19 protein-coding genes are annotated in these 21,725 nt (G+C 53.7%); 9 read left to right on the top strand and 10 right to left on the bottom strand.

The features are described from left to right. Nucleotides 1-2 precede the first annotated feature (2 nt). Genes dmpG through AC2FC2_RS19525 form a run of 6 tightly spaced genes read right to left on the bottom strand, consistent with a single transcriptional unit; the run spans nt 3 to nt 5,940 of the window. Nucleotides 3-1,004, bottom strand: a complete 1,002-nt coding sequence (dmpG, locus tag AC2FC2_RS19550; protein ID WP_490659752.1) for a 4-hydroxy-2-oxovalerate aldolase — start codon at nt 1,002-1,004, stop codon at nt 3-5. Continuing rightward, a complete protein-coding gene (locus AC2FC2_RS19545) occupies nt 988-1,875 on the bottom strand; it encodes an acetylating acetaldehyde dehydrogenase (protein ID WP_490659751.1) in 888 nt (295 codons plus the stop codon). Before AC2FC2_RS19545 ends, dmpG begins: the two co-directional genes overlap by 17 nt. Next, the gene (locus AC2FC2_RS19540) at nt 1,872-2,735 is read right to left on the bottom strand and encodes an HpcH/HpaI aldolase/citrate lyase family protein (protein ID WP_209635629.1); all 864 of its coding nucleotides are present in this window, start codon (nt 2,733-2,735) and stop codon (nt 1,872-1,874) included. The genes AC2FC2_RS19545 and AC2FC2_RS19540 overlap by 4 nt, the downstream gene beginning before the upstream one ends. After that, nucleotides 2,732-3,955, bottom strand: a complete 1,224-nt coding sequence (locus tag AC2FC2_RS19535; protein WP_209635631.1) for an 8-amino-7-oxononanoate synthase family protein — start codon at nt 3,953-3,955, stop codon at nt 2,732-2,734. The genes AC2FC2_RS19540 and AC2FC2_RS19535 overlap by 4 nt, the downstream gene beginning before the upstream one ends. Continuing rightward, complete coding sequence (locus tag AC2FC2_RS19530) at nt 3,952-4,809, bottom strand: cupin-like domain-containing protein (protein WP_265553928.1); 858 nt, start codon at nt 4,807-4,809, stop codon at nt 3,952-3,954. Before AC2FC2_RS19530 ends, AC2FC2_RS19535 begins: the two co-directional genes overlap by 4 nt. A 42-nt stretch (nt 4,810-4,851) precedes the next feature. After that, on the bottom strand, nt 4,852-5,940 hold the full coding sequence (locus AC2FC2_RS19525; RefSeq protein ID WP_490659750.1) for an MFS transporter: 1,089 nt from the start codon (nt 5,938-5,940) through the stop codon (nt 4,852-4,854). A 737-nt stretch (nt 5,941-6,677) separates the two neighbouring features. On the opposite strand from AC2FC2_RS19525, the gene AC2FC2_RS19520 reads away from it, so the two are divergent. The 3 genes from AC2FC2_RS19520 (at nt 6,678) to AC2FC2_RS19510 (ending at nt 9,460) form a co-directional block, all read left to right on the top strand. Continuing rightward, on the top strand, nt 6,678-7,904 hold the full coding sequence (locus tag AC2FC2_RS19520; protein WP_209635636.1) for a M24 family metallopeptidase: 1,227 nt from the start codon (nt 6,678-6,680) through the stop codon (nt 7,902-7,904). A 205-nt stretch (nt 7,905-8,109) separates the two neighbouring features. Continuing rightward, a complete protein-coding gene (locus AC2FC2_RS19515; RefSeq protein WP_490659749.1) occupies nt 8,110-9,078 on the top strand; it encodes a Dyp-type peroxidase in 969 nt (322 codons plus the stop codon). A 202-nt stretch (nt 9,079-9,280) separates the two neighbouring features. Beyond that, on the top strand, nt 9,281-9,460 hold the full coding sequence (locus AC2FC2_RS19510; protein ID WP_209635647.1) for a hypothetical protein: 180 nt from the start codon (nt 9,281-9,283) through the stop codon (nt 9,458-9,460). 87 nt (nt 9,461-9,547) lie between these two features. On the opposite strand, the gene AC2FC2_RS19505 is transcribed toward AC2FC2_RS19510, so the two are convergent. Then, nucleotides 9,548-10,465, bottom strand: a complete 918-nt coding sequence (locus tag AC2FC2_RS19505; RefSeq protein ID WP_404759344.1) for a LysR family transcriptional regulator — start codon at nt 10,463-10,465, stop codon at nt 9,548-9,550. Nucleotides 10,466-10,568: 103 nt separating this feature from the next. Here AC2FC2_RS19505 and AC2FC2_RS19500 point away from each other — a divergent pair, with 103 nt between their 5' ends. The 4 genes from AC2FC2_RS19500 to AC2FC2_RS19485 all read left to right on the top strand — a co-directional run bounded on the left by AC2FC2_RS19500 (nt 10,569) and on the right by AC2FC2_RS19485 (nt 12,988). Next, complete coding sequence (locus AC2FC2_RS19500) at nt 10,569-11,033, top strand: DMT family transporter (protein ID WP_265553943.1); 465 nt, start codon at nt 10,569-10,571, stop codon at nt 11,031-11,033. Nucleotides 11,034-11,038: 5 nt separating this feature from the next. Continuing rightward, a complete protein-coding gene (locus AC2FC2_RS19495; RefSeq protein WP_265553945.1) occupies nt 11,039-11,515 on the top strand; it encodes a DMT family transporter in 477 nt (158 codons plus the stop codon). A gap of 100 nt (nt 11,516-11,615) precedes the next feature. Then, nucleotides 11,616-12,212 carry a SatD family protein gene (locus tag AC2FC2_RS19490; protein ID WP_209635656.1) on the top strand — a complete coding sequence of 199 codons (597 nt, stop codon included), beginning with the start codon at nt 11,616-11,618 and terminating at the stop codon, nt 12,210-12,212. 2 nt (nt 12,213-12,214) lie between these two features. After that, nucleotides 12,215-12,988 (top strand): DUF3307 domain-containing protein, encoded by a 774-nt coding sequence (locus AC2FC2_RS19485; protein ID WP_209635658.1) that lies wholly within the window; start codon nt 12,215-12,217, stop codon nt 12,986-12,988. A gap of 70 nt (nt 12,989-13,058) precedes the next feature. Here AC2FC2_RS19485 and mgtA read toward each other — a convergent pair whose 3' ends face one another. After that, nucleotides 13,059-15,758 (bottom strand): magnesium-translocating P-type ATPase, encoded by a 2,700-nt coding sequence (gene mgtA, locus AC2FC2_RS19480; protein WP_490659748.1) that lies wholly within the window; start codon nt 15,756-15,758, stop codon nt 13,059-13,061. Between the two features lie 198 nt (nt 15,759-15,956). After that, nucleotides 15,957-16,655, bottom strand: a complete 699-nt coding sequence (locus AC2FC2_RS19475; protein WP_037417310.1) for an MgtC family protein — start codon at nt 16,653-16,655, stop codon at nt 15,957-15,959. A gap of 515 nt (nt 16,656-17,170) precedes the next feature. Here AC2FC2_RS19475 and AC2FC2_RS19470 point away from each other — a divergent pair. Next, nucleotides 17,171-19,354, top strand: coding sequence for a glycoside hydrolase (locus AC2FC2_RS19470; RefSeq protein ID WP_490659747.1), 2,184 nt, complete (start codon nt 17,171-17,173; stop codon nt 19,352-19,354). Between the two features lie 105 nt (nt 19,355-19,459). Continuing rightward, nucleotides 19,460-20,845, top strand: coding sequence for a CoA transferase (locus tag AC2FC2_RS19465; protein ID WP_490659746.1), 1,386 nt, complete (start codon nt 19,460-19,462; stop codon nt 20,843-20,845). Here AC2FC2_RS19465 and AC2FC2_RS19460 read toward each other — a convergent pair. Next, complete coding sequence (locus tag AC2FC2_RS19460) at nt 20,842-21,720, bottom strand: LysR substrate-binding domain-containing protein (RefSeq protein WP_490659745.1); 879 nt, start codon at nt 21,718-21,720, stop codon at nt 20,842-20,844. The genes AC2FC2_RS19465 and AC2FC2_RS19460 overlap by 4 nt on opposite strands. Nucleotides 21,721-21,725 lie beyond the last annotated feature (5 nt).

Raw genomic sequence — 21,725 nt, 5'->3', positions numbered from 1 at the left:
CGTCACATGGCCACCCGCTTCAATTCGGCCACCACCTCAACGATAAGGTCTTCTTGTCCGGCAACGGCTTGGCGTTTCCCCAGTTCGAAGAAAACATCTCGCGGATCGACCCCTGCGCTACCTGCATGGTTGATGACCGGGTTTTTGAACCCCGAGAACACGCCCGCCAGGCCGCTGACGATGCCCAGGGAGTCGATCATCGGCGGGGTCACCATTAACTCGCGGGCAGCCAGTTCGGCAGCATCAAGGAAGCGATAAAGATCTATGCCTGTTTTAAACGCCAGACGCTCTAACACCGGCACCAAAACTTCAAGTTGGGTATTCCCCGCTCCAGCGCCGAATCCCCGTGCGCAACCATCAATAAGGGTGGCGCCAGCTTGTGCAGCAGCCACCGAGTTAGCCACCGCCATCCCCAAATTGTTGTGCCCGTGGAAAATCAGCGGCACATCGACCTGCATTCGCATCGCCGTGATGCGCGCAGTCACATCCTGTGGCAAAAGACTGCCAGCCGAATCCATGATGCCGACAGCCTGAGCGCCGTACCTCACTAACTGCTCGGCCTGCGCAGCCAGTTCCTCAGGCGTTGCCATGTGACTCATCATCAACACTGCGTGTGCCTCCGCCCCTTGCTCACGCAACCATCCCACATGGCGTTCGGCAAGAGTCGCTTCCGTACAATGGGTGCCGATGCGGACCACGTCTGTGCCAAGGGTAAGGGCTTTTGACAAGTCAGCGATGGTTCCCCAACCGGGCAGCATAAACACCCCCATCCTGGTGTTCGTCAATGACTCACGCACGATAGCCAGCATCGCATCATCACTCAATGCGGCACGCCCCACCTGATAGGAAGAAGCGCCAAGCCCATTACCGTGGCCAACCTCGACAATCGAAACACCCGTTTTATTGACCGCGGTCGCGTAGTCTCGCAGCTGATCCGCCGTGAGTTGGTGCTTGACCGCATGTTGTCCATCGCGCAGGGTTGAATCGTTAATTAGGATAGTCATTTGCACCCTCCGTTTTGTTTCGATAAGCGGCGTACTGTTCTGCAACCAAAATGGCGGCTGAATTGATCAGATCCAGATTCCCTGCGTATTCGGGCATCACACAGCTACTGGCGACCACCTCCAGAGAAATCGACACGCGCCCTTCGGTGACCTTACACGCTGTCAACGTATAGCCCACGGAGAATTCACGCACCGCCGCAGCCGCAGCGGTGACGACAGGCGTGATCTGTTCCGTTGTCGCGCCCGGGATATCGGCAAAAATCGTGACTCTGAACATGGCAGGCGGTGCCGCTGGGCTGATGTTGAGGATTGCCTTGGTGTTTGCCACGCCGGTGAAGGCGCTGAGTGCAATCTGCGTTGTTTCCACATATTCATCGATGTTGATTCGGGTTGCTCGCCCGAGAATGTCACTGGCAACCGTCGCAACCACTTCAATATCGTTCATGACGAAGTGCTGGCTCAGCGCATGCAAGATAGGTATCGATGCCTGCCCACCACAGCTGATTAAGCTGACATTGCGATCGGTCAGTGCGTCAGTTCCCGTCACTGTCGGTACGATCATTTTCCCTACATGGCTGGGTGTTAAGTCGATCAATAACGTGCCTAGCGGGCGTAACAGTTCCCAATGTTTTACATGTGACATCGCGTTAGTCGCGTCGAACACCACATCGAAGGGTTTTGGCGCTGCCAAAATGGCGTCAATGCCGCCAGCGCTGGTCGGGCAGCCCAAGCGGGCCGCAATGTCAAGACCGGCTGAATCCTTGTTACGCCCTGCGAGCAGTTGGCAAGTAAGCAAGGGTGAACGGTGAATCTTATTGACCAGATCCATGCCGATGGCGCCGGTCCCGATAACGGCAACGGAAAGCGTCATGGGTTGCTCCTGTCGAAACGCGCAGCCCACGCCTTGCCTAATCCCAGCGTTGTCCGGGCCATACGGGCAAAAGGTGGCCCCACCATGTGTCCATCCAGCAGGGCAATTCCCCCTTCGGCTGCCTGGACGGCATCGGTGATACGACGTGCGATCAATAACGCTTCTTCATTAGGCCGCAGCGCAGTATTGATCAACTCAAGTTCGCTGGGATGCACGGTGGCTTTGCCGTGGAAACCCAGATCTTTGGCGCTTTGAATTTCCTGAGCCAATACCTGGGGTTCAGAAAGACGATAATTGGCGGTATCAATACAACCAATGCCATGTCTGGCGCTCGCCAACACCATCGCCTGGCGAGCCGCCAACATCCCGGACCAGGTAATCTGAACGCCAAGGGTGGCGGCCAAATCTGCTGAACCAAAAATCAATCCGTCAGCCACCGAGGCCACGTTATCAAGATCGGTAATGGCTTCTACGGTCTCTATGGTCAGATAAATTTCTGGGTACTTGCCCGCGGAAGCGAACGTCTCACGTAGAAAAATGACTTCGGCAGGCGACCTGACCATGGACATGACGATAAAACCCGGTGTCGTGCTGCCGCTGCAAAGCATGACCATGTCATGCAACGCATCAATCGTACCCAGTGCGTTGATGCGCACGGCAATATTTGCAGATGCGGGGGCATTATCGAGGGCGGTACGGCAGATCACCCGTCCTTCGGCTTTGGCTGGGCCGGGAACGGAATCCTCCAAATCGATCAAATGAACATCGGCATCATAAGACAGCGCCTTAACGACACGGTTAAGTGATAAGGCCGGCGTGTACAGAATGCTGCGGGGAATAGCGCGTGCGGTATCCGTCATTGAGGTGCCCTCACATCAGCCAGAATCTTGCACAAACGGCGAATTTGATCTTCTGTTTGCCCGGCACGCATCATGACCCGCAAACCCGCGGTGCCTTTAGCGACAATAGGGAAAAATACCGGGGAGACGTAAAAACCGGCCTCTATTACGCGACGCCCTTCGCTGATCACCGTCTCATCACTCATCGGCACCAAACGGATCGGGTAAGTATTACCGCTTTGCTCTGTCGGTATCAGTGAGTCGAAAAGCGCAATGTTGTCGTACAGTTTCTTCTGCAACATCGGTAATTCAGCCGTTCGGTGAATGTCTGCCGAGGCCAGGCTGGCACCGATCGCTGCCGTATTGAGATTTTGTGAATAGTTGAGCCCACCGCCAAAACGTTCAACCAGGCGTAGCATCTTCTGGGAATAACCGTTGAGCAGTATGGCCGCACCGCTGGTGCCAAAAGCTTTGTTGAGCGTGACCACCATAATGGTGTTCTCATTCAGCGCCGGGCTGTGCGAACGAACATAGCCAATCCCGCGCTCACCATAGGCCGAGATAGAGTGGGAATCATCGTAAAACACCATCAGGCCATATTTATCTTGCAGCTCGGCCAGCGCTTTGACCGGCGCATATCCCCCCAGGCTATCGCTGCCGTCAACCACGTAGCAGACCCGTTCGTATTTCTTGCAGCAGTCTTTGATAAAGTCGAGATCATGGTAATTGCAGGTGACAACCTCGGTTTCATCGGCACAGGCAGGTTTAGCCGCCGCTAACGACACATGAGCATGCTTATCGAAGATCATTAAAGGCCGCACACCGTTACCCAAATGCCCTGACGCAATCAAAGGGAGTAAACCACCGCTGATGCTGCTCGCTGAAACACCGCTGAGAACATCGGCTTTGAACAACTCACCCAGGGATTCTTCCAACGCCTTCAAGACAGGAAGCTGGACTCGGCTACGCGCGATACAGTGATCCAGCACGCCATAACGACGAATAGCATCGATAGCCCCCTCGATGACCTTCGGGTGGGAGTCCAGATTCAGGTAAGAACAACAGCTAAAGTTAATAAACTGATGGCCACTTTGGGTCGACAGAAGGTCATTGTCGAGCCCGGCGATGATCCCCGCGAGCCCATTGTTCTCTGACATATCCCAGAAAGGGTTACCAATACCGATAGCTTTGTCATTGTTGCGAAACTGGTTAGTTGGGACAATTCTCTTACGGCTGGTCATCGAGTACCTTCCTTCTTGGTAGGTTCGGGTTGATAGTTGTAGATGCCTTTGAACTTGCGATAGGCGGCGGTGTAGAGTGCGGAATACAAGACATAGGGCCGGCGCAGGATTTTTAGATCCCACAGCCAAAAATTCACGTTGATGTTTAGATCGTCTAACGATTCGGCCTGGTGCCACCATCCCAGCGGCAAATAAAGCATCTCGCCGGGTTCTAAAATGAAATCACGCTTTTGTGAGCTTTTCGCCGCCAAACGGGGAAAACGTTGAGGGTCAATATTATTGAAGTCAAAAACCTGGGACTTATCGCCAAACCCCTTGAGAATTGAGCGCGGGTAATAATCGCGGCGACCAGGCGGAAAAAGAACGAATCTTTTTCTTCCCTGTAGAGAAATATTGAAATTCTCCAGCTCATCAAAGTGGCTCTGTGTGAAAACGCCATGATAACTGATCCACAAATTAGCCGCATTCAAACCGCGCCGAGAAGCCAACAACGAAAATGCGTCGAATCCGAGGATGGCATTAATATCTTCCGGTCGGTGCATAATATTGGAAACCACGCGATACCACGTATTATGGTCTTTCTGATATTCCTCATTCCCCAAAAAACCACGCAGCTGTATTTTCATGGTTTTCCAACGCTCGGTATTTTCCTTATTGCTGGCCTCCCGGAATAAGGTGACATTATCATCACCTAACCGCTGTGCAATAAGGTCATTTGCGCTATGGCTGACATCCAGCGGTAAATCCGTGATAATCACCGGAACATCGGCTCTAAATATAGCCTCAACACCCATAGCAACGAATTCATTAAAGGTAATACGGGGAACGGGAATACCCGTTGTTAACTGGTTCACGATTGCCGTTTTCCTGTCTCGTAATAATATTGAGATAGCCCGTTAAACTGGGCTTGGCGTTGACTTCTCACTGAGTAATGACTGGCTGAACAGACTGGCTAACAAGGCGAGTACACCGGCAGCAACGGCGATCCAGGCAACGTGAGCGGCGCCTGCCTGATCGGAAAGCTGCCCGCCTAGCGATACCCCTAAGGAAAACCCCAACCATCCGGCGCTGGACAACCAGGAAAACCCCTCGGACAGGCAGCCTTTCGGGGTTAAGGATTCCAATAGGTTACTGCAGGTGATTAATAAGGGAGCCACCGATATACCTGCAACAAATGCAGAGATCCCCATAATGATGGGGGCATTGGTGAACACCAGAGGCAGCGTCCCCGCACACAGCGTTGCGGACGTGATCAGCAGCAACCGTGGCTGCGGTACAGACCAGTTCATCGCACCATAACAGATACCGCCAACCAGGCTGCCCGCCGCACAAAGCGACAATAGCACGCCAGCCAGAGTCGGATTGCCCGCCTCTTTTGCAAAGGCGATCATCATGACGTCGATAGCACCGAGAAAGATGCCCACTGCGGCATAGGAGATCATCAGCCGACGAACCCATGCCATGCTAATGGCTTTGCGGGTATCTTTATCGGCCCGCTGCACAATCACGGGCTCCGAACGTCGATGCAGCACCAGAGCCATAGAACCACTGAACGTGAGCATGGCGCACAACACCAAACCTGCGGCAGGGTGCAATACAGTGGCTAAAACAATGGCGATTAACGGCCCCAATAAGAAAATAATCTCATCGAGAACCGTCTCTAATGCATACGCCGTTCGCAGTGCCTCATCGGTAACCATTGACGCCCAGCGCGTCCGAATAAAACCGTCAACCGGTACCGATGAACAACCAATAGCAATAGCCGCAGCCATAATCGCCCATAAATGTGCATTAAATAACACCAAGACGATAAGCAGCGTTATTGCCATGACATGACAGCAGCTGGTGGTAATAAGTACCTTTCGCTGACTCATTCGGTCAGCAAATCGACCCAGCACAGGACTGGCCAAGGCCTGTGTAATCATTAACGCCCCAGCAACGGTACCCGCCATCCACAGTGAGTTAGTGGTTGCAGATATTAACATGATGCAGCTAATAGACCGCATCGCCACAGGAAAGCGAACGAGTAGCCCAAATAATGAAAGCGTAGCATGCCCAGGCCCGGACAGTAATCGGGTATAGGAAGCAAAACTGAATTTAGACTCAATGTCATTTGTTTCCATAAAGGACTCTCGTTAATAAAATCACGCATACCCAGGCAAATAAATATATCTATTGAGATATATCCATCCGCTTATAAGAAGATGTGCACAATGCGGCCAGTCTTTAATTGATACGTTTTCACATAGCCGCTGGCGTATAATAAAACCCAAAACACCCCCACATTGCCTACAGCACAGGCAACGTAGTATTTTTAATATCAACATCGTTGTGATTAGTAATTACTAACACACCATCGTGTAAAATTATAACAATCAAAGAAGAACATTTAATAGGATGGGCATTAAGAATTAGCAACGCTAATCAATATTATCAAGAGCGTTTTTGCATCATATGAATGCAATTATGCATTCAATTTAAAATACAATGAGTTAACTCAACATTCATGCGGAAATATAATTTCTGGTTAGCTTATAACGCCGTTTACAACAAAATCTGTTGGACAACGTTGAGGCATATCGGCCTCCCGGGGAAAACTGTGCTGTATTCGACAGTTTTCTTATCTATTTGAACCAAGTATTCGCGCTGCGCTTTACTTATGATGAAGGTTTAGCGCCGGAACATTGCCCCCAGATATTTCACATTTCGCAAGGAGAAACGCATGGCTACAGGCATTGGCGGTTGCACGCCTCAAGACGCCCTGGAACAGCTGCAACCGTTAACGGATAATCCGCCTGACATTGCCGCCAGTGAGTATCGACAGCGCATTCAGCAAGCACAGCACCTGATGCGTCAAAACGGTATCGACGCCTGCTACATCAATGCTGGCAGCAATTTGCTCTATTTTACCGGTACCCATTGGTCGCCCAGTGAACGCATGGTCGGCGCAGTGATCCCGGCCGAAGGGGATATCGCCTATATTGTGCCCTGGTTTGAAATAGGCACGTTCAAAGACGCGCAGGTTATTGAGGCCGAGATATTCAGCTGGCATGAAGAGGAAGATCCCTATCGGCTGTTCTTCACCCTTCTGGCCTCTCGTGGGTTGGCGGGTACCGGGCGCGGGCACAAAATAGCCATTTGCGAAACGGCGCCAGTGACGTTGTTCCTCGGTTTGCAGCAGCATGCGGGCGACATGACGTTGATCAGCGCACAGCCTGTCACCGGGCACTGCCGTAGCCGTAAATCAGCAACGGAAATCGCACTGATGCAGACGGCCAATAACATTACGTTGCGTGTCCAGCAGGCCGCGGCAAGTATATTGCGTCCGGGTATCACCGCCAGAGAGCTGGTCGATTTCGTGGACAAAGCCCATCGCAAAATGGGCACATCAGGGTCTTACTTTTGTATTGCGCTATTTGGCTCGGACAGTGCATTCCCGCACGGTGTGAAAGAGCCAAAGCCATTACAACACAACGATGTCGTACTGCTGGATACCGGTTGCCGCTACAAGGATTATCTGTCTGACATTACACGCACCTATGTGTACGGTGACGCCAGCGCACGACAACGTTTCGCCTGGCAGGCCGAACATGAAGCCCAGGCCGCGGCATTTGCGGTTATTGCACCGGGCGTGCCCTGCCATAAAGTGGACGATGCCGCGCGCGACGTGCTGGTCTCTCATGGCTTCGGGCCAGATTATCAGTTGCCGGGCTTGCCACACCGTACCGGGCACGGTATTGGGCTGGACATTCATGAGGCCCCCTATCTGATCCGTAAACAGACGCAGCCGCTCGATGTCGGCATGTGCGCCAGTATCGAACCCATGTTATGCCTGCCAGGCGAGTTCGGAATTCGCCTTGAGGACCATTTTTACGTCACTGAGGACGGGGCGCGCTGGTTTACAACGCCGGCAAAATCCATTGACGATCCTTTCGATATCGCACGTTGAAACCCCACCCGGGCGGTTATACCGCTCGGATTTACACATCGCGGCAAATAACCGGTAAACACCGGACGTGGTTCAGAAGCCCCTCTTGCACCAATGGCCTCATTGCGCCACCACAGATGCCCACTGACAAACTGCGGTTAATCGGTTGGCGTTGGCGCGAAAATAGATTAGTTTTAAGTTCCGACTTTTTTATGCACCGGATGCTATGACTACCCATACGCAACAACCTCAGGCTGTTTTCAGCCCTGTTACACGCCATGCGATCTTCCTGGTCGCCACGCTGTCGACCGAACCTGCACACCTCGCGACAGTGCGTGGCTGGTGCGCCGATATCAGCGGCGTGATCCGTTCCGTCGGCAAAAGATCTCCGGCAGGAAACTTAACCTGCGTCTGCGGTTTTGGTTCCACGGCCTGGGACAGGCTATTCGGTCAGCCTCGTCCGTCACAACTTCATCCTTTTCGCGCAATAGGCTCCGGTGACCGTATTGCCGTCTCCACACCCGGCGATATTCTGTTGCATATCCGTGCCGATGAGATGGATCTGTGCTTTGAGCTCGCAACACAGCTGATGAACAAACTCGGTGGTGCCGTGACAGTCATTGAAGAAGTACACGGATTCCGCTACTTCGATCAACGGGCGATGATTGGCTTTGTCGATGGCACCGAAAACCCTGAGGGTCATGACGCTTTCGACTACACGGTGATTGGCAATGAAGACGCCGCGTTTTGCGGCGGCAGTTACGTGTTGGTGCAAAAGTATCTGCATGATATGAAAGGCTGGAATTCACTGACCGTTGAAACGCAAGAGAACATTATTGGTCGTCACAAGCAATCCAATATAGAACTGGACGAGGACGTCAAACCCTCGTCATCGCACAGTTCGTTGACGACGCTGGTGGATGAAAATGGCGATGAAGTCAAAATATTGCGTGACAATATGCCCTTCGGTAAACCCGGCATGGGCGAGTTTGGCACTTACTTTATTGGTTACACACGTTCCCCTCAGCCCATCGAACAAATGTTGGAAAACATGTTCGTTGGCCGCCCGGCTGGCAACTATGATCGCCTGCTCGATTTCAGCCACGCGGTTACCGGCAGCCTGTTCTTTGTCCCCTCGGCGACCTTGTTAGAAGATTTGGCCGACCGCAACACCACCGAAAACGCGGCCCAGTAAATGCCATAGTATTAATGTGCGACCAATGGCGGTCACCACGCTGACCGCCACACCTTGCGGTTCCAGGCCAAAGAATCCCACCGTCTACAAAGCCAGGTTAAGTTTTGGCTATCGATTCTATACGCCAAAGCGACTGTTCATTATGTGCTATTCCCCTACAATCAGCCTGTAACGAAAACACTTCATTCTCAACGGAGGCACGATGTACAACTTCTCTCGTTATCAGGCAAAAGAACTGGCGCTGGCGTATATGAGCGGCAAAAAACACGACTTATCGCCGCAGGAATTCCTGCAGCAACTGAAGACCAGCGAAAAATCATTTGATTATCTGCTGAAGCACGGCAGTGAGCAGCCGCGTGAAGTGCTGGTAAAAAGCTTCTGAATGCCAGGCCGTAACCCTAACAACCCGCTCCACGCCGGTGGCGAGCCATCAGGCCCGCGTATTCCCGGCTGAGCAGTGAATGGGTTATCACTGCCGTGGAACATCCCAATAGGGCTGATCTCCGCCCAGTTGTGCAAGTAAGAAGTCGACAAAAGCAGATACTTTGGCTGGCAGGTATTTACGCTGTGGATATACGGCATAGATGGCATGTGCTGGTAGCCGATAAGCAGGCATTAGCTCAATCAGCCGCCCCTGAGCAATATCATCCCCGACGATAAAGGTCGGCATCTGACAAATCCCCATGCCGGCGAGTAACGCCTCGCGCAAAGCTTCACTGTTATTTACCTGGTAATTACCGCGTGGTTGAAAGCGCACCCTTCCCGTTGGCCCCTCAAATTGCCATTCGCTGCCACCCCGGAAATAGCTGTAAAACAGGCAATTATGCCGTGACAGCTGCTCCAGATCTGTCGGTGTGCCGTAGCAGGCCAGATAAGCAGGGGCGGCACATAATAGGCTGTGACAAGGAGCAATACGCCGGGCAATCAAGCTCGAATCAGCCAGTTGGCCAATGCGAATAGCCAGATCAAAACCCCCATCGACCAGATCAACCACCTGATCATCCATCATCATAGTGATCTCCACGTCCGGGCAAGCCGCCAGAAAACGGGGGATCAGCGGCGCAACATGCAAACGGCCAAAAACCATAGGCACACTGATCCGCAAGCAACCCTGCGGTTGCCCTTGTAACCGGGTGACCGCATCCTCTCCCTCGCGTGCCACGGCACAGGCATTACGGGCATAGCCAAAATACTGCTCTCCCGCTTCAGTAAGGCTCAGGCTACGCGTAGTGCGTTGTAGCAATTGTACGCCAAGCGAGTTTTCCAACTGGGCGATTCGCTTGCTTACCGCTGATTTGGTGATACCCAGCCTCCGGGCAGCCGCTGAAAAACTCTCGCATTCTACTACTGCCACAAATACCGGGATCGCCGCAAAGTTATCTTGCATTCTTCGTCAACTTTTACTCAACAATGAGTTTCCATTTTAATGGATTATGCCGAAAACAAAAACAATATAGCCTATCTGTCAGCCCAAAATAGGATCTGACACGATGATACGCGAGCGTTTCTCCAACCCTCTGCTAGCGCTAGCCGCTGGCGCATTATTGGCGCTGATGATAGGCATCAATAGCCTGTTGGCCAGCTTTAACTCCCCACTATTTGCTTCATGGGTCGCGCACGGCGTTGGGGCGATCACGGCCTGGTTGCTCTTGCTCCTGTTGCGCTGGCGTACCCCGAGGTCGGCATCCTCATTGCCGCCTGCCAGTGTTCCCCATTGGGCCTATCTGGGGGGGATTCCCGGTGCCCTGACAGTGGTGTTAGCTGCCATTACCGTCAATAGCCCTCTGGCACTTTCCGGCAGCCTTGCGCTCATGCTTACCGGCCAGGTTTTATTTGGCATGGTGTCCGACAGCTGCGGCTGGTTTGGCGTAATTAAACGCCGTCTCAGCGTCAACGACGTTATTGCCACGCTGCTGATCCTTTCCGGCTGCGCCCTCCTCATCTTCCTGAGATAATTGTCATGCTAACCTTGGTACTCCTCGCGCTCTTTAACGGCATTTGCATCAGCATCAGCCGTGCAATTAATGGCCGTCTGTCGCTAAGTCGTGGAGCTTTCCACGCCTCACTCTGCAATCACATTGTCGGCTTTGTGTTCCTCAGCCTGCTGCTGGCAGTCATCGGCGGATTCACTGCCAGCCCCTTCGGTCAGGCGCCTTGGGGAGCTTATCTGGGCGGGGTCATTGGGGCGTTGTTTGTCGCATTGAACAGCTACGTGCTACCCCGTCTGGGGACCCTTCGCGCTGCATTACTGATTATCAGCGGTCAAATGCTGACGGGGGTGGTAATAGATCGTCTGCGCGACAACGAGGGTTCAGCCAGTGTACAACTCCTTGCCATTAGCCTGATCATACTGGGTATTTATCTGGCACGAATGAAAAAACCCCTGACTACGTGGCTCTATGAACGTATGTCGTTATCCAGTAAATTTCGCATCTAGATGCGAATACCCTAAAAATTCGCATCTAAGTACGAATTATTGACATATTCGTATTTAGGTGCGAAGTTTAGTGACACCCTACCGCTTACGAGCCAATAACATGCCCGCACAAATCAGCGTGATCACTGGCGATCTGGTCAACTCCCGGCAGTTAGATACCACTCACTACATAACCGAGTTACATGCCCTGCTGACCCAGCTGCAACAGGCTAAGCTTATTCAAACGTTTGAGGTTTTCCGCGGGGATGCATTTCAAGCCGTGGCGGAACCGCAATCCGGTTTACTGCTGGCGGTTTATATCCGCATCGCACTCAAAGCAATGGATACCCGACACTGGGACGCTCGCATCGCCGTGGGTCTGGGCGCGGGGGAGGCAAAAAACGCCGGCTATGGCAGCGCTTTTGTGAATTCGGGCCAGGCGCTGGATGGCCTGACGAAAAATTGCCGGTTAGCTCTGAAAAATGATAATGACCAAACAAATGCCATTGTCAGCGATCTGTTACCAATGCTAGATCATGTGGTTAGCCGCCTTTCCCAGACCGAAGCGCGGATAGTCCGGGCGCGTATATTGGCTACAACCAATCAGGAAGTGGCAGAAAAGCTGCAAAAGGCCGCCTCGACGGTCTCCGCAACGCTTAAACGCGCGGCCTACGAGGAAATCATGCGGTTTATTCACGCGATTAACAGGATCACCTGAATATGGATTTGAGTTACGTACCTTTGCTGACCTGGTTGCTGATCGCCCACGTGCTTGCAGACTTTTCGCTGCAACCACGAAGTTGGGTTGAGGATAAAATTGTTCATCGCGGGCGTTCCCGATTCCTGCTGCTACACGCCTTACTGCACGGTGTCCTTGCCGCTTGGGTCGTGGCCGGGTTTGCGCTGCTGCACGGTGGGCTGTCCTCCCTCCAGATCCTCACCACGTTATTGGTTATCGCCATCAGTCACTGGCTCATTGATTTGCTAAAAGTCACGCTGTTGACGCCTCTCAGCCAGGCAGGTGGGTTTCTCCTCGACCAATGTCTGCATCTGGCAGTGATTGTTTTGCTGTGGCTGTTCTTGACCCCCAACGCCTCCAGTTTGTTCACCGCGCTCGGCGCGACCCTCATCAGTTGGCAGTCTGGCCTGGTTGTATTGGCGTATCTCTTAATTTATATGCCACTGGGTATTTTGATTGGCCAATTGCTGGCGCACTGGACACCACAAATGCCGCCTTCTGCCAAAGCCGATAATGACTCCCTGTTACGTGCGGGCAAACAAATCGGTTATCTGGAAAGAACGCTGATCCTGACTTTTGTTTTGATTGGGCAGATTCCGGCAATCGGCTTTTTGTTAGCGGCCAAATCCATTTTTCGCTTTGGCGATTTGCGGCAGAGTGATGACAAAATGCGCACTGAGTATGTGCTACTCGGTACGCTGTTTTCCTTTACGCTGACCATTATGCTTGGCCTGCTGGTGAAAAAGTTGTTGTAGGGGCGCAATGTTTTGCGCCCGAATGCATCGCGGCGAAAAACATCGCCGCGACAGAAACGCCCCTGAGGAATTACAACCACTCACCAAAGCGGCGAATATAGAAACGCTTCATCATCTGCGCCACCACACAGTAGCTGATCAAGGTCCCCGCCAACCACGGGAAGTATTCCCAAGGGAGTGGCTGCAACCCGACCAATGCACCCAGTGGTGAGAATGGCAGATAGATACCCAGCGCCATCACCAAAATCGTGGTCAACAGAACGGGCAATGCTGCGGTGCTTTGAATAAAGGGTATCTTCTGGGTACGCAGCATATGCACCACCAGCGTTTGTGATAACAACCCTTCAATAAACCAGCCGGACTGGAACAGCGCCTGGTGTTCAACACTGTTGGCAGCGAAGACAAACCACATCAATGCATAAGTGGTGATGTCAAATATTGACGACGTTGGTCCAATCCACAGCATAAAGCGGCCAATGTTTTTAGCATCCCACTTGCGTGGTTTACGCAGGAACTCTTTGTCCATCTTGTCCCACGGCAGAGACAATTGAGAAATATCGTACATCAGGTTCTGGATTAACAGATGGATCGCCAGCATCGGCAGGAACGGGATAAATGCGCTGGCCACCAACACGGAAAACACGTTGCCGAAGTTGGAGCTGGCGGTCATGTTCAAGTACTTGATGATATTCCCGAAGGTTTCACGCCCCTTGATCACCCCCTCTTCCAACACCATCAGGTTTTTTTCCAGCAAAATGATGTCCGCCGACTCTTTGGCAATATCAGTACCGGTATCTACCGAAATGCCCACGTCGGCATCACGCAATGCTGGTGCATCATTAATGCCGTCACCAAGAAAGCCGACGGTGTGGCCATTCGCCTGCAGCATCTTCAGCACCCGCGACTTCTGCAGCGGCGTCAGTCTGGTAAAGACAGTACGCTGCTCGACCTCTCGCGCTAAGGTCGCGTCATCCATTTCGGCAATTTGCGGACCGGAAAGCGGCTCACCCGGTTCCAGCCCGACATCGCGACAGATTTTGCAGGTGATCACCGGGTTATCGCCGGTCAGTACCTTCACGGCCACGCCGTTTTCCTGTAGTGCAGCTATCGCTTCCTGCGCACTTTCTTTTGGCGGATCGAGGAAGGTTAACAGCCCCTGGATAACCATATCGCGTTCATCGGCCACGCTCAGCGGCAAGGCGTTTTTCTGCTCACCCAGTTCCCGCGTTGCCAAGACCAGCACGCGGAACCCATCCTCGTTATATTGAGCGGCAAGCGCCTGCAATGCGTCACGTCGTGCCTGATCCAAGGGTAAAATCTGCTGCCCTTCACGCACATGGGTAGCGATTTCGAGCATCTCTTCCACTGCCCCTTTGCAAATCAGGCGCTGTTGGTGGTTTTCATCCTCGACTACAATCGACAAACGGCGACGCACGAAGTCAAACGGCAGCTCGTCAACCTTGCTAAAACGCCCCAGAGCCTCAATGCCCGGCTTGCCGCGGCCAAAACGGATCACCGCTTGATCCATCAGGTTTTTCATTCCACTCTGGTGAAAGCTGTTCAGCCACGCCAGATGCAACACCTCATTGTCTCTGGCCCCGCTCACATCCAGATGATGTTCGAGGATGATGCGGTCCTGAGTCAACGTGCCGGTTTTGTCGGTGCAGAGTACATCCATCGCGCCAAAGTTCTGAATGGCGTTCAGGCGTTTGACCACCACTTTGCGCCGTGACATCGCAATGGCACCTTTCGCCAGGTTTGAACTGACGATCATCGGCAGCATCTCAGGCGTCAGCCCAACGGCCACCGCCAGGGCAAACAGCGCCGCTTCGCTCCAGTCGCCTTTGGTGAAACCATTGATCAACAGCACAATCGGTACCATCACCAGCATAAAGCGGATCAGCAACCAACTGACGCTGTTCACACCACGGTCAAACGCCGTTTGCGAACGGGAACCGACAATCGATTTAGCCAGTGAGCCAAAATAGGTGCGGCCGCCCGTCGCCACCACAACCGCCGTGGCCGTGCCGCTGGCGACGTTAGTGCCCATCAAGCAGATATTCGACAGTTCCAACAAGGCATGCTCACTGGAAACGTCATTCTCACTCGATTTTTGGCTGACGTTGCCCATCGCATCGTATTTCTCGATCGGGATTGCCTCCCCGGTCAGGATCGCCTGGCTGATAAACAGATCGCGCGAGGCCAACAGGCGCACATCAGCCGGTATCATATCCCCGGCGGAAAGCGTAATAATATCGCCCGGTACCAGTTCACGGATGGGGAGTTCTAGCGTCAATGGCTGCGCGCTGTAACTGCTGCGGCGCAATACCGTTGCGGTGGTACGCACCATCGACTTCAACGTTTCCGCCGCCTTGTTGGTGCGATATTCCTGCCAAAAACGTAGCAGTCCGCTAAGTGAAACCATCACCAATATGATGATCACGCCAGTGAGATCGGTTTCTTCACCGCGCCGGGCAGGCAGCCAGTAGTCGGTAAAGAAACTGATCGCAGCCAGCACCATCAGTACAAAGATAAATGGGTTATTGAACGCAGCGATGAGCTGTACCAACGCGTGCGGCGCTTTCTCGTGAGCAACCTGGTTAACACCGAACTGCTCGAGACGTTCAACCGCATCATCCTGGGTTAAGCCGTTGCGGTTGCATTTTAAATTAGCCAGCGTCTGCTCAACGCTGTTTTTCGCCTCGTGTGCGATGGCGTAAGGCGCCTTTATTTTATCGCGACGGCGAGCTGTTTCATTAATATAGGTCATAACGCTATTCTCTTATTTTACTCTGCGCACAGGAATACCCCGCCCGATTAACAGGTGAATAAACGCAGAGTGGAATTTATTTAGTTAGCGTAATTAACGCGGTTTATTACCGCGCCATAAACGCTGAGCAATTAACGTTTCGGGGTCACCGTCCATGACGCCTCCTTATCACTGTATGCAGTGAATATTTATCAATAATTAGACAGGTAATTCAGACGCGATACGCCAGCGCACGGCGCTAACACTTTTCTCGAGACTGACTCGACAGACAATGCCTTCAATTTCTTTTTGCACGGAAGGATTTGCCGTTATTTCTGCACACACCTCGAGTTGGCCAGGAATGGAAATATCGGCACTGCGCAATGATTGCAGCCTTAATGCCACGCCATTCAGCGCCTGCAATATCAAGGTGCGCACCAATATTTCATCTTGCTCGCCGCAGGTAACCTGAATGCGGTAGCACACCTCGAGATCGGTCGCCTGCTGCTGAGGCTGCAGATTAATGCGCTGGGCTGCCTCACGTAATAAGATGTTCGCGCACAGGATCACCAGTGTCGCCAACACGGCATTCCAATATTGCCCCAGGCCGCACAGCACACCAATCGCCGCTGAACACCACAGCGTCGCAGCAGTATTCAAGCCGCGGATATTCAGCCCTTCACGCATGATCACGCCCGCACCCAGGAAACCGATACCCGAGACAATCTGTGCAGCAACCCGCCCGGCACTGGACGGATCGGTGGACATGGAGCTAAGAATAAATACGGCGGCACCGGTCGCGACCAACGCATTGGTACGCAGGCCAGCCATACGCTGGCGCCATTGCCGTTCAGCGCCAATAATCGCGCCCAGGCTCATCGCCAGTAATAAATTTAAAACAAAAGGAGTCATAGCCATGACTTTCCCCTTAAATAACTGCAGGAGATAAAATCATGTGCTTTTTAGCACACGCAAAATTGCGCCGATATTAAATCAGCGATTGAGCGTATCAGTGCCTGGAGGGAAAAGGCTGTGGCTGAAAGTTGCCATAATAACGTCCAAATCAATTCGCCCGATGCCAATAGGCAGCAGGAACAACTATAAGATTCGGGTTTGCACAGCTCGGAATAACGTGAGAGGGGTGCTGCCCGCCGTTTTCGGCAAGCAACAAATCAAAAGAGGATTGGTCAGCTTGCCTTGTTTATATCACTGCAACTAAAACTGTCCAATTGTGTTTCCTCATTGAAATTTTGGCTGAGTATAGTGACGCGGAGTGATGATGTAAAGACGAATTTATTAAACGAAAATTAAACTCAATAATTCTGCATATTTGATGCGTCACACAATTATAACGGATTCGCATTGGGCAAGCCGGTGATTACCGATAAACTCATCCCCTAACAGGACAATCAACCCTAAGGACATCCCGCTCGATGAGCATACTTCGACTTTCCATTAGCCTCGCCCTGCTTACCGCTTTTCCCGTTAAGGCACTCCTTTTGGAGCAGGGGGCAGTCCGGTTCGATATCGATCCGGCCACGTTAAAGATCACAGCAGACAAAACCCTGGTCAACCAGGCTCAGGCCGTGCAAACCGTGGCTGATCTGCAAAGCACCGCCACACAGGCAAGCTGGCAGTGGCCAAACAGCGCGATAAGCATCAGCGCCCGGTTGGACGGCAGCGATCTGCGGCTGAGCTTCAGCAGCAACCGAGCACAGACAATGACGTGGTTCACCCTGCCACCGCAGGCGAGCACCTTGCTGTTGCCCATTGGCGAAGGCAGCCGCATACCGTTGGACAATCCCGTTTGGCAACATTATCTGGTCAAAGAGATGACACCGCTGGATACCAACTGGGATCTTAAGCTGCCACTGTGGAGCCAACAGCAGCAGGGTAAGGTTTATAGTTGGCTATTGCTTACCCCCTTCAGCAATCAGGTCACCTTCGCCAGTACGAAAGACACCCTCACTATGCACGCCAGTCATCAGTTCAATCGGTTTAATCAACAACAAGCTTTTGACGTATTACTGCACGTGGGAGACACCCTGTTATCAGGTGCGCATCGCTACCGCGAGTATTTGCAGCAAAGCGATCAGTTCAGCACCTTGCGCGATAAAATTCGCACCGCGCCGGAAGGCGAAAAGTTGATTGGCGCGACACACATTTATTTATGGGGCGACAAACTGTTGGCGCCGGCTGACGTGAAAAACTGGCCGGGCATTTTGTCCTGGCTGGTCTCTCCAGCAGGGGAAACGCTGTGGAAAAAAATCGATGCCGATAGCCAGAAAACCGTGCGAGAACTGGCAGGAAAAACACCGGAAGGCTGGCAACAGCAAACCTTGGTTGATGCTCTAAACCAAGCGCTGCTGGCGCTGAAACCGCTAAACGCTACGCCAGACGAAACGGGGTTCCTGCAAGCACAATACCAACAAGCCGCTGACGTCAGGGCGTTGGCGCAACGTCAGCTCGGGGCCTATCTCGCACCGGCGGACAGTTGGGGCCAGGGGCTGGCGAAACCGCTGATCGACACACTGCACCAGGCCGGCCTTCCTCGACTGTGGCTGGGGACGGATAACTGGACTGCTGAATTCCTGCATCCGCAGGCGGTCGAAAGCGCAAAAAAATCGGGGTACCTGATTGCCAGTTATGACTCTTACGACACCGCCATTCCCCGCGGAGTCAACGACAGTTGGCTGACAGCTCAGCTGCCGGCAGCACTGCGTGAAGAGTGCGCCATCGTGCGCGCTGACGGAAGCAAAAAACCCGGTTTCGGCAAACAGGGCTATTACCTGAATCCAGGCTGTGTGCTGCCCTACTCACAACAGCGCATGCGTGACCTGGTGCAACTGGCTGGTCTGAACAGCCTGTTTCTGGACGTTGACGGCACCGGAATGGTGTCCGACGACTATCAGCCCAATCATCCCACGGGCGCAGAACAAATGGCGCAGGCCCGCAATGCGCGGCTTGCCTGGTTCAGCAATACCCTTCGGTTGCCGCTCGGTTCCGAAGACGGTAATGCGGTAACCGCACGCCACATTATGTTTGCCCACGGCATGGAAACCTGGGGCTTTGGCTGGGGCGATAAGCAAATGAACCAGGACAAATCCTCTCCTTATTATCTCGGTGCGTGGTGGCCCAATGCCCAACCGGCCTTCTTCTTCAGCCCGGCCAAGGTGAAAGAACCCTACCGCACCGTGGAGTTCGATCCACGTTATCGCCTGCCAATGTACCAGGCCGTTTTTCACGACGCGGTGGTCAGCAGCCACCACTGGAATTATGACAATCTGAAATTCAGCGATGTTAAAACCACGCGTAGCCTGCTTAGCCAGCTGTACAACACGGCCCCGATGTTCCATCTCAGCCGCGCGACGCTGCAGACGCGCTTGCCGCAAATCAAACAAGCCGATGCCGCTTTCCGTCCGCTGCACCAAGCGTTGTGGGATAAGGCATTGACCGACTTCCGCTGGTTGGATAAAGCGGGTTGGGTGCAGCAAACCACTTTCAGCGATGGCTCAACGCTGACCGCCAACTTTGGCAAGCAGCCGTTCAACGGCATCGCCGCCCAAAGCCTGCGAGCCAAACTGGCGGACGGCCGTATCCTGGACTATACCCCGTAATTGAATGCCAGGGGCACTCGCGAGACATGACGAACTGTCCCGTTCTCACATTGAACGGGGTGTTCGACGTGTGACGCAGTCCCGGCCAGCAACCTGGAGTTGATGATGGATACCTTTACGCAAACGCTGCTCTCTGAGATCAGACAACATCTGGGGGGACACACTCCCCCGGCGAGCCCGTTGACAGTCAGTGGTAAAGGCGCACTGAACAGCGCATTCCCCGTCAGCGAACTGGCAACTGCCTGCTGGAGTGCCGCGGGGTTAGCCTGTGCTGAACTGCGGCAACACAATCAGGCCGATACACCACACGTCTTTGTCGATCGTCGGTTGGCGTCATTATGGTTCGGCTGGACATTACGGCCGCTGGGGTGGGCATTGCCCGCAGCCTGGGATGCTCTGGCCGGTGACTATGCCACCTGCGACGGTTGGATCCGTCTGCATACCAATGCACCGCATCACCGCCGCGCGGTAGAGCACGTGCTCGGTCCACATCAGGATAAAAATGCACTGGCGCAAAAGGTGCTTACGTGGAAAAAAGGTGACCTGGAACAGGCCGTCATCGAAGCAGGCGGCTGCGCGGCAGAAATGCGTTCGGCTAAGGCCTGGCGGCAACACGTACAGGGCAAGAGCGTTGCGCTGGAGCCACTGATCCATCAAGCACAACAAGCGGAGGCCCCGCCGCCGAACTGGGGCCTCCCTACTGCCAGGCCACTGCACGGCGTACGGGTTTTGGACCTGACACGGATTATCGCCGGGCCCGTTGCCACCCGCTTTCTCGCCGGGTTGGGTGCAGACGTATTGCGTATCGATCCTTACGGGTGGGATGAACCCGGCGTGGAACATGACGTGATCCTCGGCAAGCGCTGTGCGAGGCTGAACCTGACCAATGCCCACGATCGCCACACCTTCGAGCATCTACTGAAAAACGCTGACGTCATCGTACACGGCTACCGCGCCGGGGCGCTGGAAAAACTGGGTTATGGCGCTGAACAACGGCGTGCTCTGTCGCCTGGGTTGATTGACGTGTGTCTGAACGCCTATGGCTGGACGGGCCCATGGCGTGGAAGACGCGGGTTCGACAGCTTGGTACAAATGAGTTGTGGCCTGGCGGAATCAGGCATGATCTGGAAGCCTGCCGCCACGCCTGTCCCGCTGCCGGTGCAGGCGCTGGATCACGCAACGGGTTACCTGATGGCCGCAGCGGTACTGCACGGCATGCGTCAACGTCTACAACAGGGCACCGGCTATAGTGCTCGGCTGTCTCTGGCGCGGACAGCGCAACTGCTGCTCGATTATCCTTACCCACAGCCACACCCGCTGGAACCTTTGGCGCCCGTCGATACCTCGGATGAAAACCCTGAAACTGAACTCACTCACTGGGGCCCAGCGCAACGCCTCATCGCTCCGCTGCGGCTGAACGGCACAGCGCTGCGCTGGGCACTGCCCGCCACCACCTTGGGCAGTTCACAGCCGGAATGGCTACGGCGCTAATGCCCGGCTAGCTGATGCTGCAACCAGTGCAACAAGGCCTCAACCGCTGGCGTCAAGCCAGCGGTCTGCGGCCACACCAAATAGAAGTCCGTCTGATCCAGACGCTGCGCAGGTGCCAGAGCCACTAATCGGCCTTCTGCCAGCGCATCACTCACCAGCCGTTTTTTTACCAGTGCGATACCAAAGCCTTGTTCAGCTGCACGGATCAATAACCCCGCATCATTGAACAGCGCCAACGGGCGCTCACTTGCCATTTGCTGATGCGCGACAAACCAACTGCGCCACGGAGTGACGTCATGCTCCAGCAGCGGCATACCTTGCGCTCCACTGTCGAAAGCTATCTGCCACTGATGCGCCAGAGCGGGAGTGCCAACCGGTATCACTTCGCCCGAGGCAATGCGCTGCGCTTGCATATCTGCCCATTGGCCATTACCCAGCCGAATCGCCGCATCGAACCCTTTTCGCGACAGATCCTGCACTGCCAAGGATGCATCGATATCCAATGCAATATCGGCATAAGCCGCATGAAAAGACGGTAGACGCGGCATTAACCAGTAATGCGCAAAAGAAGGCAGCACGCTGATACGAAGTGACTGGCTTTGCGCAAGGCGTCTGACCCGCCCTATCCCCTGTTGCAATGCCAGCAACGCCGGTTCGGCGACCGCCAGCAATTCACGGCCGGCAGCATTCAAACGCAGCCCCCTGCCTTGGCGTTCAAACAACGGGCAGCCGATCGCTTGCTCAAGCTGTTGAATCTGCTGGCTAATGGCGCCATGGGTAAGATGCACCTGCTGGGCCGTTGCGCGCAGATTTTCTAACCGGGCGGCAATCACAAAGGTTGGCAGGAGATGCAGCGGAATACGTTCACTCAACATTGGTT

This window comes from Serratia sp. CoH_122_TC_1 (assembly GCF_058191755.1).
This window is presented reverse-complemented; position numbering and strand designations above follow the sequence as displayed.